The organism is Arthrobacter arnarulunnguaqae (assembly GCF_051262515.1).
Lineage (GTDB): Bacteria > Actinomycetota > Actinomycetes > Actinomycetales > Micrococcaceae > Arthrobacter_N.
Window position 1 is genome coordinate 1 of the sequence record NZ_JBIMER010000014.1, and the last position, 12,272, is coordinate 12,272.

Here is a 12,272-nt window from a genome sequence, read left to right on the forward strand (position 1 = left end):
GGGCGACCGCCGCGAGGGTGGGTTCCGCAAGGACAACGACCGCCGCGAGAACACGGGCGACGACACGCGTTCGTTCCCAGGGGTGGCCGAAGGTGAGCGCGCCGCGCACAACCCAGCCGACCTGCGGAGCGCGAACCGCGCTGACCGTCCGCGGTCCCCGGAGATCGATGACGACGTCACCGGCAAGGAACTCGACCGCGTCACGAAGGCCGAACTCCGCTACCTGGATGAGAAGAACCTTGACTGGGTCTCGAAGCACCTCGTGATGGCGGGCCGTCTGATCGATCTCGACGCCGAGCTCGCCCACGAGCACGCGCTGGCCGCCAGTCGCCGTGGGGGACGCGTCGCCGTCGTGCGGGAAGCCGTCGGCCTGACCGCCTACGCATCGGGTCAGTACGCCGACGCGCTGCGCGAGTTCCGCACCTACCGTCGCATCAGCGGATCGAACATCCACCTGCCGATCATGGCGGACTGCGAACGCGGACTGGGCAAGCCGGAGAAGGCACTCGAGACGGCGCACAGCGAAGAGGCGTCCGCGCTCGATGCCCCGGCACGCGTCGAAATGGCGATCGTCGCTTCGGGCGCGCAAACCGATCTCGGCAATCGGGAGCAGGCCTTGGCCGAACTCCAGATTCCGGAGCTCGACATCAACCGGGCGTTTTCCTTCAGCCCGCGCCTCTTTGCCGTCTATGCGGACGCGCTCGAGGCTCTGGGGAAGAACGACGAGGCGGTGTTGTGGCGCCGCCAGGTGGTCGTCGCCGAAAACGCCCTCGGCGTGGGTGAGTTCGCCGAACCCGAGATCATGGACCTGGTTGACGAGGACGACGAGCCCATCGAGCGCAAGCCGCGGGTCAAGGACGTCCTCGACGGCGATGCCGAGGTAGCGGGTGTCGATGCCGAGGACGGCCTGACGTCCACCGACGGCGTCGATCTGGGAGCCGAGGCCGTGGCCGAGCCCGAGGACGAGGCCGGCGAGTCCGATGCCGACGTCGCCACGGGGAACGACGGTTCGGATGGTGCCGTCGCCGAGGCCGTTTCCGAGGACGTCAACGCGGATGCCGAATCCGAAACGAACGAGGAAGAAGGCGTCGACAACGCAGGGGAATTCTGGGATTCGGAGGATTCCGCCGTGGCGGCCGACGAGCAGGATCCGACGTCGATCGACACCAACGACGACAACCGATAGGCCCTCGGCACGCATGTTGATCACTGGTTTCGACGCCGTTCTGGCGGACCTTGACGGCGTGGTCTATGCCGGCAGCGAGGCGATCCCGGGGGCTACCGAGTCCCTGGATCGCCTCGCTGGTGTTGGCGTGGGCCTGGCCTACATCACCAACAACGCCTCACGTTCACCGACGGCGGTGGCGGATCACCTTCGCCACCTGGGCGCGCCGGCGACCGCCGAGACCGTCTTCGGCTCCGCCGACGCGGGCGCCGACATGCTGGCGGCGGCCCACGACCGGGGGGACCGCGTTCTGGTGGTCGGCAGCGCATACCTTCGGGACTGCGTGGCCCGCCGCGGATTCCGGTTGGCCGAATCGGCAAAGGACCGGCCCGACGCCGTGATCCAGGGTTTCGACCCGGCAATCGGCTGGAAGGACCTCGCCGAGGCGTCCTACGCCATCGCCAATGGCGCGGCGTGGTTCGCCACCAACACCGACCTGACGATTCCGCAGGCCGGTGGGATCGCGCCGGGAAACGGCTCCCTGGTCAACGCCGTAGCCGCGGCGACCGGCGCCATGCCGCGCGTCGCCGGCAAGCCCGAGCCGGTGATGTTCCGGCGCGCCGCGGAACACCTGCAGGCCAACCGACCGCTAGTGGTCGGGGACCGTCTCGACACCGACATCCTCGGTGGGAACCGGGCGGGCTACACGACGGCGGCCGTCCTGACCGGCATCGATTCCACCCGTTCGATCCTCGCCGCACGCGCAGCCGAGCGCCCAGACTTCATGTTGCGCAACCTCACGGAGTTGTTCACTGCCTATCCGGCCATCAAGGCCACGGGCAGGGACTTCGAATGCGGCCGTTCCCGGGCATGGATCGAAAACGACCGGCTGGTGGTTGCGGGCGCCGAAGACGACGTCGATTCCTGGCGGGCCGCGTGTGCGGCCTGGTGGTACGCACACCCGAATTCGGAGACCGCGCGCGAGCCCGACCTCGATTTCCAGTCCTGACGCGGTAGCAATCCGACCGAAACCTCTGAGACGCCAACCCGGGGAGATCCGTGAACGAACGCGAAACGACTGCAGAGTTGCCCACCCGAGACCAGCCGACGGGCGATCCGTTGGTCGACGATGCACTCGGGGCGCTAGAAACGCTGCCGACAGCGCCGGTCTCCGGCCATTCCGCCGTCTACGCCTCCGTGCACGACGCATTGCGCGCAGCCCTGGAGGAGCACGACGGAGAAGAGCCGTGAGCCGCCTCGACCAGGAGCTGGTGGTCCGCGGTCTTGCACGCTCGCGGACCCATGCCGCCAAACTGATCGCCGAAGGCCGGGTCAGGGTCAACGGCGAAGGCGCCAACAAGGCCGCCCGGACCGTTGGAACCGACGCCGACCTCGATGTCCTTCCCGCCGAGGGCGAGGAATACGTCTCCCGCGCGGGGAACAAGCTGGCCGGCGCGCTCGAGGCGTTCGGCCCCGTGGGGGTGTCCGGCCGGCGTTGCCTCGACGCCGGCGCGTCCACCGGCGGTTTCACCGATGTCCTCCTGCGCAGAGGGGCCGCCCGGGTGGTCGCCGTAGACGTCGGGCATGGCCAGCTGGTCGAACCACTGCGCGTGGACCCGCGGGTGGATGTCCACGAAGGCGTCAACGTTCGCTACCTGGAGGCGGAGGACATCGGCGGACCGGTGGATCTGGTCGTGGCGGACCTCTCGTTCATCTCGTTGAGGCTCGTGGTGGGTCCGCTGGCGGCCGCGACACGCCGCGGGGGAGACCTGGTGCTGATGGTGAAGCCGCAATTCGAAATTGGACGCGAGAACCTCGCGCGCACCGGAGTGGTGACCGACCCCGGGTGGAGGCGCCGGGCCGTCGAGGGCGTGGTGGCCGCGGGAATCCGGGAGGGCCTCGAACTGGCCGGGTTGGCTCGCAGCCCCCTGCGGGGACAGGATGGGAACGTGGAGTTCTTCCTCTGGATGCGGCGTCCTGGCCACGCGGTTTCTCCACTTTCGCCAGCGGACCCGCCGGTGTTGCCAAAGGTTGACTATTCTTGAGCGGGGCCCCCAAACTCGGGGTTCGCCCCGCGGCAGTCGACGGAAGGAACGCATGAGAAGGATCCTGGTCCTCGCGCACACCGGACGTGCGGATGCCCTGCAGGCCGCCCTGGACACCTGCCGCAGCCTCCGGGCCGCCGGACTTATTCCCGTCATGCGTCGACTCGAACTGCAGAACCTCCGCAACGCCGTCGACGGCGAGTCGCTCGAGGTGGAGATCCTGGACGAAGACGTCGAACTGGATCGCGTGGACCTCGGCATGGTGCTCGGCGGAGACGGGACGGTTCTGCGTGCCGCTGAACTCGTCAGGACTTCGGGCGTTCCGCTCTTGGGAGTCAACCTCGGGCACGTGGGTTTCCTTGCCGAAAGCGAGCGGGCGGACCTGGACCAGACGGTCGAATGGGTCGTCAACAAGGAATACACGGTCGAGGAGCGCATGACGATCGACGTGCAGGTCTGGCTGGACAACCGCCGCATCGCGCACACGTGGGCCCTCAATGAGGCCGCCGTGGAGAAGGCCAACCGCGAACGGATGATTGAGGTCGTGATGGAGATCGACGGCCGTCCCATCAGTACCTTCGGATGCGACGGCATGGTCATGGCCACCCCCACCGGTTCCACGGCCTACGCGTTTTCCGCGGGCGGACCCATCGTCTGGCCGGAGGTCGAGGCCCTCATCATGGTTCCGATCAGCGCGCACGCGCTCTTCGCCAAGCCGCTGGTCGTCTCGCCGACCTCCACCATGGCACTGGAGATCCTGACCCGCACGGATGCGCAGGCCGTCCTGTGGTGCGATGGCCGACGCACCATCGACCTGCCGCCGGGCTCGCGCGTGGAAGTCACGCGCTCGGCCACCCCGGTGCGGCTGGCGCGGGTGAACCGCACCCCGTTCAGCGAACGGCTGGTCAGCAAGTTCGAACTGCCCACGCGCGGGTGGCGCGGCCCCGTCCCGTCCGCCGACCGGATGACGGCTACCAGCGCGCTTCCGATCACCTCCGCCCCGCTCCACGTCGTCGAGCCACGCCACCACGAACCGCGCTCGGAAACGGAGCCCCGCCCATGATCGAGGAAATCCGGATCTCCGACCTCGGCGTCATCGAACAGGCCACGTTGCCGCTGGGCGCCGGCCTCAGCGTGGTCACCGGTGAAACCGGCGCGGGCAAGACCATGGTCGTCACCGCGCTCGGCCTGCTCCTGGGCCAACGTGCCGATCCGGGTGCCGTGCGCCACGGGTCCAAGCAGGCGGTCGCCGAGGCGACCGTCCGGCTCCCGGCCGGAAGCCCCGCAATGGCCAGGGCAGAGGAGGCCGGCGCGCTCGTCGAGGAGTACGACGGCGGCGCCGAGCTCATCATCGCCCGCGTCCTGAGCGCCGAGGGCCGCAGCCGGGCCGCCGTGGGCGGGCGGTCCACACCGGTGGGCGTTCTCGCGGAGATCGGTGATTCCCTCGTTGCCGTCCATGGGCAGACGGACCAACTCCGGCTCAAGGGTGCCGTCGCGCAGCGGGAATCGCTGGACAAGTTCGGTGGGGCGGAACTCGGTGGGGCACTGGGGGACTACCGCGCTGCCTTCGACCGCTGGAGGGACGTTCGTTCGTCCCTCGAGGAGCTCGTCGCGCAGGCGCGCGAACGGGTCCGCGAGGCCGAGTCGCTGCAGTTGGCGCTGGAGGAGATCGACGGCGTCGATCCGCAGCCGGGCGAGGACGAGACTCTCAAGGCGGACGCCCAGAAGCTCTCCAACGTGGAGGGTCTGAGACTCGCCGCGGCCGCCGCGGGAACCGCGCTTTCCTCGGACGAGTTCGGTGGAGAACCGGACGCGGTGAGCCTCGTGGACGCGGGAAAGCGGGCACTGGAGCAGGTGGAAGACGACGACCCCCAGATCAAGGCCCTGGCTGGCCGCATGGCGGAGATTGGATTCCTCATGGCGGACGTGTCCGCCGATCTGGCCAGTTACGCCGCGTCGCTGGATTCCGAAGGGCCGGAGCAACTGGGCGCTATCGAGTCCCGGCGGGCCGACTTGAACGCCCTGATCCGCAAGTACGCCCCCAGCATCGACGAGGTCCTGGAATGGGCGGCGTCCTCCCGAACGCGCCTCGCGGAGCTGCAGGACGACACCGGTCGGATCGAGGCCCTGACCGCGGAGGAGGCGGACCTCCAGGAACGCCTGGATTCCCTCGGTTCCCTCGTGAGCAACCTGCGGACCCGGGCCGCGGGGGAACTCGCCGACCGCGTGAGCGCCGAACTCGCCGCGCTGGCGATGCCGGACGCGCGGTTCGTCGTGGAGGTCGTGCCTGCCGCCGAACCGGCACGCCATGGACGGGACGAGATCCTCATGCTGTTGCGGCCCCACGCCGGCAGCGCGCCGCGCCCGCTGGGCAAGGGCGCATCCGGGGGTGAGCTCTCGCGCGTCATGCTGGCCATCGAGGTGGTGCTGGCGGAGGTCGATCCCGTCCCGACGTTTGTGTTCGACGAGGTGGACGCCGGGGTGGGAGGTAAGGCCGCCGTCGAAATCGGCCGACGGCTGGCGATGCTGGCCCGCCACGTACAGGTGATCGTCGTGACGCACCTGCCCCAGGTGGCGGCGTATGCCGACCGCCACATTCGCGTGATCAAGAACTCCGATGCCGGGGCCGACGGCGGCGCGGGCTTCACCGCGAGCGACGTCGTGCTCCTTGACGGGGCCGAGCGCGTGCGCGAACTGGCGCGGATGTTGGCCGGACAGGAAGACTCGAACACCGCCCAGGCCCATGCCGAGGAGCTTCTCGACGATGCCCAGCAGGCGGTCGCGGCGCTTCGTTGAGGCCGTCCAGTAGAGTGATCCCCAAATCCGTCCGGCGAAAATGATGATAGGCTCGAATTCCGTGGTGCAGCGAACATTTTCCCGTAATTCCCGGTCCTCCGAAACTACCAAGCAGATCTTTGTCACCGGCGGTGTCGCCTCGTCCCTAGGCAAGGGACTGACGGCTTCGAGCCTCGGTCACCTGCTTCGGGCGCGCGGCCTATCCGTCACCATGCAGAAACTGGATCCCTATCTGAACGTGGATCCGGGCACGATGAACCCCTTCCAGCACGGGGAGGTGTTTGTCACCGACGACGGAGCCGAGACCGACCTCGACATCGGCCATTACGAGCGCTTCCTCGATGAGAACCTCGACGGCATGGCCAACGTGACGACCGGTCAGGTGTATTCGACGGTCATCGAGAAGGAACGACGCGGCGACTACCTCGGCGACACCGTTCAGGTCATTCCCCACATCACGGACGAGATCAAGCGCCGCATGCGCCTCCCGTCCGAGGGCAAAAAGGCCCCGGATGTCATCATCACCGAGATCGGCGGAACGGTCGGCGACATCGAGTCGCAGCCCTTCCTCGAATCCGCCCGCCAGGTCCGTCAGGACATCGGACGCAACAACGTCTTCTTCGTGCACGTCTCCCTGGTTCCATACATCGGGCCCAGCCAGGAGCTCAAGACCAAGCCGACGCAGCACTCGGTCGCGGCGCTGCGTTCCATCGGCATCCAGCCGGACGCACTGGTCATCCGCTCGGACCGAGAAATCCCCGAGGAGATGCGCATCAAGCTGGGGCGCACGTGCGACGTCGACCCCGAGGCCGTCATCAACTGCGCCGACGCCCCGAGCATCTACGACATCCCGGTCGTCATCCACGAGCAGGGCCTGGATGCGTACATCGTGCAGACCCTGGGCATGAAGTTCAAGGACGTCGACTGGCGCCAGTGGGACCGGCTGCTCGAGGCCGTCCACCACCCCAAGCACCATGTTGAAATCGCCCTGGTCGGCAAGTACATCGACCTGCCCGACGCCTACCTCTCGGTGACCGAGGCCCTGCGCGCCGGCGGCTTCGCGAACGAGGCCAAGGTCAACATCCGTTGGGTTCCCTCGGACGACTGCCAGACCCTGGAGGGGGCCCAAAAGGCCCTCGCCGGCGTGGACGCGATCTGCGTGCCCGGCGGGTTCGGCATCCGCGGGCTCGAGGGCAAGCTCGGCGCGCTGAAGTTCGCCCGCGAGAACAAGCTGCCGACCCTGGGCCTGTGCCTGGGCCTGCAGTCCATGGTCATCGAGTACGCCCGCAATGTCGTCGGGCTCGAGGGCGCGTCCTCCACCGAGTTCGAACCGGACACCGAATTCCCGGTGATCGCGACGATGGCCGAGCAGCTCCACATCGTCGACGGCAAGGGCGACCTGGGCGGAACGATGCGGCTGGGCCTCTACGAGGCGAAGCTCGCCGAGGGGTCCGTCGTGGCCGAAACCTACGGCAAGACCGAGGTCTCCGAGCGCCACCGCCACCGCTACGAGGTCAACAACGAATACCGGGAGCAGATCGCCGCGGCGGGACTGGCCTTCTCCGGAACCTCCCCGGACGGCAAACTGGTCGAATACGTCGAGCTGCCCCGGGACGTGCACCCGTACTACGTCTCGACCCAGGCGCACCCCGAGCTGAGCTCGCGTCCGACCCGGCCCCACGCGTTGTTCTCCGGGCTGGTCAAGGCCGCGCTCGAGCACCAGAAGGCCGGTCGGTAGGCATGGCCGAAGCCGACGGCGGAGGGCTGGCCGACCAGGCGAGCCCCCGCCGTCTGCTGTCTTCGGAGACCGTCTACAAGGGACGGATCTGGAACGTCGTCCAGGACAGTTTCCGGTTTGCGGAGGACCAGGCGCCGCTGGTGCGCGACTACATCGACCATCCGGGCGCGGTCGCCGTCGTCGTGATGGACGACCGCGGGCGCGTCCTGTTGATCAACCAATACCGCCATCCGGTGGGTATGACGCTCTGGGAGGTCCCCGCGGGGCTGCTCGACGTCGACGGCGAGGCCCCGCAGCTGGCGGCGGCGCGCGAGCTCGCCGAAGAGGCCGATCTGACCGCGGCGACGTGGCACACCCTCGTGGACGTGTTCAACTCGCCCGGCTCCTCCAGCGAGGCGATCCGGATCTACCTCGCGCGCGCTCCCGCGCCCGTGCCGGAGAACCAGCGGCACGTGCGCACCGACGAGGAAGCGGACATGCCGGTCCAATGGCTGCCGCTCGGCGACGCCGTGGCCGCGGTCCTCGACGGACGCATCCACAACCCTTCCGCGGTCGCCGGCCTGTTGGCCTGCCATGCCTCGGCCGCGGACGGCTTTGCCACGCTCCGTCCGGCGGACGCGCCCTGGGAGGCGCACCCCCGGATGCGGCGTTCGTCGCCGCCCCAGCCGCCGTCCGCGCCGTAGGCCCACGGATGACCGCATCAAGCTCCGACGCACCCGCCGCGCACACGGTGCCCACAGCGCTCGAATCCACGCGGCCGGGCCGCCAGATGGCCGCCTACCTCCAGCACCTCGCGGTGGAGCGGGGCATGGCCGCCAACACCGTGTCGGCGTACCGTCGCGACCTCGGACGCTACGCCGCCTTCCTGGCGGCACGGGGGATCGAGGCGGCGGACGACGTGGAACGAACGGTTCTCGCCGCGTTTGCGCAGGCCCTTCGGGACGGGGCCGACGGCGGATCGGTGCTGAGCGCGCGGTCCGCGGCGCGGTGTGTCGTTGCGGTGCGCGGGTTGCACCGCTTCTGGGCCCTAGAGGGGACGGCCCGTGACAACCCGGCATCCGACCTCCGGCCGCCCGCGGCGGGCCAGCGCCTGCCCAAGGCCATCACCGTCGCAGAGGTGGGAGCGATCCTCGAATCCGTGCCGGCCGAATCCGAGACCGGGCAACGGGACCGGGCACTCCTGGAGTTCCTTTATGCCACCGGGGCCAGGATCAGCGAGGCCGTCGGGCTCGACGTCGACGACCTCCACCTCGAGCGTCCCAGCGACGGCCCCGCCGTCGTCCGGCTGACCGGCAAGGGATCCAAGGAGCGGGTGGTTCCACTGGGCTCGTACGCGCTGTCGGCCCTGGAGGCCTATCTGGTGCGCGGCCGTCCTGCGCTGGTGGCCAAGGGCAAGGGAACCCCCGCCTTGTTCCTGAACGCGCGCGGCGGACGGTTGAGCCGCCAATCGGCCTGGACGGCGCTCAAGGCCGCGGCCGAGCGAGCCGGGATCGCCAAGACCGTCTCGCCCCACACGCTGCGGCACTCGTTCGCCACGCACCTGCTGGAGGGAGGCGCCGACGTGCGGGTGGTCCAGGAGCTGCTGGGCCACGCCTCCGTCACCACGACGCAGGTCTACACGCTGGTCACCGCCGACACCCTGCGCGAGGTCTACGCGGCGGCGCACCCCCGCGCCCGCTGACCGTGCCTACACTGGGGCCATGAGCACCGCCGTTGTCCTCTGCCTCGTGTTGCGTCGCGATGGCGCGGGCACGAGCGTTCTCCTGGGCCACAAACAGCGCGGATTCGGCGCCGGGAAGATCGTCCTGCCGGGCGGAAAGATCGAACCCGGGGAATCGGCGGCGGCGGCCGCCGCACGGGAACTTGCCGAAGAGACGGGGCTGACCACCGATCCGGTGGCGCTCCGGGAGGTGGCCGGAATCCGCTTCGAATTCCCCGCCCAGCCGCAGGCGGACATGGAATGCACCGTGATGCTGGCCCCGCACACCGCCGGGACGCTGCGCGACACCGACGAACTCCATGGAGCCTGGCATCCCGCCGACGCGCTCCCGACCGACCGGATGTGGGAGGACTCCCCGCGCTGGCTGGTACCGCTGATCGAGGGGAGGGCCCTGGACGTCCACGTGGTGTTGTCCCGGGACAACGAGGGCGTCGCGGGGTACACCGTGACCGAGCGTCGCGTCCCGGGCTCGCCGGAACGAGCCGCGGTGGGGAAGGCGGAGGCGTCGCGGCCACGGTCCTGAACCCCTTTGGCACGGGCATGCGCGAGCCGGCGCCGCCTGCCGGCCCCTCACCCACGAAGTCCGGGACGGCGACGGACTCCACGGCGTCCTCGGATCCCGCACCCTCCGGTGCGGCCACCGACCCGCCCGACGAGCAGACGGGGCCGGAACTGCCCAACGGCCTGCTTCCCGCGCACGCCAACGTCCGATGGGACGATTCCCCGGCATGCCGTTCGCTGGACGTCGACACCGTGCTGATCGCGCCCGTCACCGGTGATGCGCCGCCGGCCCCGCTGGAAGGCGACCCGGACGTCAACCGGGCCGTGGGCTGCGTCGGGGACCACGCGGCCTTCACGGTTTTCACGGATCTCGCCCATTTCGACGCCGATCACGGCGACACCTTCGCGGGCCTCTACCTGGCGAGTTGGGACGGCGAACGGTGGTGCGCCGACCACAGTGGGACCGACGGCCCGGGAACGGGCGGACGCGGTATTCGATTCGTTCGGAATCGAGATCGATGATCCCCAGAGTCTCCTGGGCCCCAACACGGCGACGTGGGCACCGGACGAGCCGCAGGACGACTGGACTGGTCTCGACACGGGCCCCTCGGGCTTCAGCGTGGAGCACCGCTCGGACTGGGAAGTGCGCGAGGCCGATCCGGACGGTGCGCCGTCGCAGCGTCTCGTGTTCTTCGACCGCTACGGTGCCCACACCGCGAGTCTCGAACGCTTCAGCGCGGATCCGTCCGCCGGCGGAACCTGCGAACCGGGCCAGGAGACCTACCGCATCCACGCGAGTGAGGCAGTGTCCGCGACGGACGACGCGGGGTCGCTGGAGGTAGCTCTCATGACGGGCACGAACGCCGTCGGGAGCTGGTCGTTTGTGGGACTTGTGCGCGCCGGACAGCCGGCGGAGGGGGCGCTGTGCGAGGCGGACCGCCTCCTGGAGGTCGACGGGACGTTCGTGGTGGCGCAGGGCTTGTCCGCTCGGCTCGGGTTCGAATCCGATGCCGAACTTGGGGCCTATTTGGAGTCGCAGTCCTGGGCAGACACGGTCCGCTTCGCACGGTCGCTGCGCTTCAGCTGACCGGCGCGCGGGGAAACGAGGGAGGCCGTGCGGCGATCGCCGCACGGCCTCCTTTCGCGATGGCGCTGTCCGTCAGACGGCCCGCTGGTCCGGTCCGTTGTAGGCCGACAGCGGCCGGATCAGCGAGTTGGCCGCGCGCTGTTCCATGACGTGGGCGGTCCACCCGGTGATGCGCGAGGCGATGAACAGCGGAGTGAACATGGCCGTGTCGAAACCCATGAGGTGGTAGGTCGGACCGGCGGGGTAGTCCAGGTTCGGCTTGATGTTCTTCGCCTCACCCATTGCCTGCTCCAGCCCGTCGTACAGACCCAGCATCTCGGCCCGGCCGAAGTGCTCGATCATGCGGTCAAGCGCGGCCTTCATCGACGGCACGCGGGAGTCGCCGCTCTTGTAGACGCGGTGGCCGAAGCCCATAACCTTCTTCTTTTGGGAGAGGGCCTCCTCCATCCAGGCCTTGGCCCGGGCGGCGGCGTCCTCCCGGGACTCGTCCGTGCGGATCCCGATCTCCTCGAAGGTGTGCATCACGGCTTCGTTCGCCCCGCCGTGCAGCGGGCCCTTCAGGGCGCCGATGGCGCCGACGACCGCCGAATGCAGGTCCGACAGGGTGGAGGTGATCACCCTGGCGGTGAAGGTCGAGGCGTTGAACGAATGCTCGGCGTAGAGGACCATCGAGACGCGGAACGCGTCGACGACCTCGGGTGCGGCCTCCTCGCCGAACGTCATCCACAGGAAGTTCTGCGAATAGTCCAAGTCCTCCCGCGGCTCCACCGCATCCAGTCCGCGACGGCGGCGCTGGTCGTACGCGACGGCGGCGGGGAACGCGGCCAGCAGCGACTTCGCCTTCGCGAGTTCGGCCTCCGGGGAGGAGTCCTCCGCCAGCGGATGGTTGGCGCCCAGCACCGAGACCGCGGTGCGCGCCACGTCCATCGGGTGGCACGTGGTCGGCAGCAGGTCGATGGCCGCCTTCACGTTCGCCTCCATGGACCGGTTCGCGCGCTCGAAGGCGACGAACTCCGCCAGTTCGGCCTTGTTGGGGAGGTCGCCGTTCCACAGCAGGAGGGCCACCTCCTCGAAACTCTTGCTGGCCGCGAGCTCCTGGACCGGATAGCCGCGGTAAAGCAGGGAATTGGTGTCGGGATTGACCTTCGAGACGGCCGTGTAGTCGACGACAACGCCGTCGAGCCCCTTCTTGATGTCCTTGGTATCGGTATCGCCCATGG

General features: G+C 69.1%; 13 protein-coding genes. 12 read left to right on the plus strand and 1 reads right to left on the minus strand.

The annotated features are described in order from the left end of the window. From ACHAAJ_RS12055 to ACHAAJ_RS12110, 12 genes are all read left to right on the plus strand, one after another. The coding region (locus ACHAAJ_RS12055; protein WP_494337659.1) for a tetratricopeptide repeat protein at positions 1-1,186 on the plus strand (1,186 nt) is incomplete at its 5' end. Between the two features lie 13 nt (positions 1,187-1,199). Then, the gene (locus tag ACHAAJ_RS12060) at positions 1,200-2,174 is read left to right on the plus strand and encodes an HAD-IIA family hydrolase (RefSeq protein WP_435728417.1); all 975 of its coding nucleotides are present in this window, start codon (positions 1,200-1,202) and stop codon (positions 2,172-2,174) included. Positions 2,175-2,224: 50 nt separating this feature from the next. Beyond that, a complete protein-coding gene (locus ACHAAJ_RS12065; protein ID WP_435728419.1) occupies positions 2,225-2,416 on the plus strand; it encodes a hypothetical protein in 192 nt (63 codons plus the stop codon). Continuing rightward, complete coding sequence (locus ACHAAJ_RS12070; RefSeq protein ID WP_435728421.1) at positions 2,413-3,210, plus strand: TlyA family RNA methyltransferase; 798 nt, start codon at positions 2,413-2,415, stop codon at positions 3,208-3,210. Before ACHAAJ_RS12065 ends, ACHAAJ_RS12070 begins: the two co-directional genes overlap by 4 nt. A gap of 52 nt (positions 3,211-3,262) precedes the next feature. Next, on the plus strand, positions 3,263-4,273 hold the full coding sequence (locus ACHAAJ_RS12075; RefSeq protein WP_435728423.1) for an NAD kinase: 1,011 nt from the start codon (positions 3,263-3,265) through the stop codon (positions 4,271-4,273). Next, the gene (gene recN, locus ACHAAJ_RS12080; protein WP_435728425.1) at positions 4,270-6,006 is read left to right on the plus strand and encodes a DNA repair protein RecN; all 1,737 of its coding nucleotides are present in this window, start codon (positions 4,270-4,272) and stop codon (positions 6,004-6,006) included. The genes ACHAAJ_RS12075 and recN overlap by 4 nt, the downstream gene beginning before the upstream one ends. A 43-nt stretch (positions 6,007-6,049) precedes the next feature. Then, positions 6,050-7,744: a CTP synthase gene (pyrG, locus tag ACHAAJ_RS12085; protein ID WP_435728426.1), complete on the plus strand. Its 1,695-nt coding sequence runs from the start codon at positions 6,050-6,052 to the stop codon at positions 7,742-7,744. Positions 7,745-7,746: 2 nt separating this feature from the next. Further along, the gene (locus ACHAAJ_RS12090) at positions 7,747-8,427 is read left to right on the plus strand and encodes an NUDIX domain-containing protein (RefSeq protein ID WP_435728427.1); all 681 of its coding nucleotides are present in this window, start codon (positions 7,747-7,749) and stop codon (positions 8,425-8,427) included. Positions 8,428-8,435: 8 nt separating this feature from the next. Next, positions 8,436-9,425 (plus strand): site-specific tyrosine recombinase XerD, encoded by a 990-nt coding sequence (gene xerD, locus ACHAAJ_RS12095; RefSeq protein ID WP_435728428.1) that lies wholly within the window; start codon positions 8,436-8,438, stop codon positions 9,423-9,425. Positions 9,426-9,444: 19 nt separating this feature from the next. Continuing rightward, positions 9,445-9,987, plus strand: a complete 543-nt coding sequence (locus ACHAAJ_RS12100) for an NUDIX domain-containing protein (RefSeq protein ID WP_435728430.1) — start codon at positions 9,445-9,447, stop codon at positions 9,985-9,987. Positions 9,988-10,004: 17 nt separating this feature from the next. Then, complete coding sequence (locus ACHAAJ_RS12105; RefSeq protein ID WP_435728432.1) at positions 10,005-10,487, plus strand: hypothetical protein; 483 nt, start codon at positions 10,005-10,007, stop codon at positions 10,485-10,487. Then, complete coding sequence (locus ACHAAJ_RS12110; RefSeq protein ID WP_435728433.1) at positions 10,423-11,052, plus strand: PDZ domain-containing protein; 630 nt, start codon at positions 10,423-10,425, stop codon at positions 11,050-11,052. Before ACHAAJ_RS12105 ends, ACHAAJ_RS12110 begins: the two co-directional genes overlap by 65 nt. A 72-nt stretch (positions 11,053-11,124) precedes the next feature. Here the strand turns inward: ACHAAJ_RS12110 and ACHAAJ_RS12115 are convergent, their stop codons facing one another. Then, positions 11,125-12,270 (minus strand): bifunctional 2-methylcitrate synthase/citrate synthase, encoded by a 1,146-nt coding sequence (locus tag ACHAAJ_RS12115; RefSeq protein WP_435728435.1) that lies wholly within the window; start codon positions 12,268-12,270, stop codon positions 11,125-11,127. Positions 12,271-12,272 lie beyond the last annotated feature (2 nt).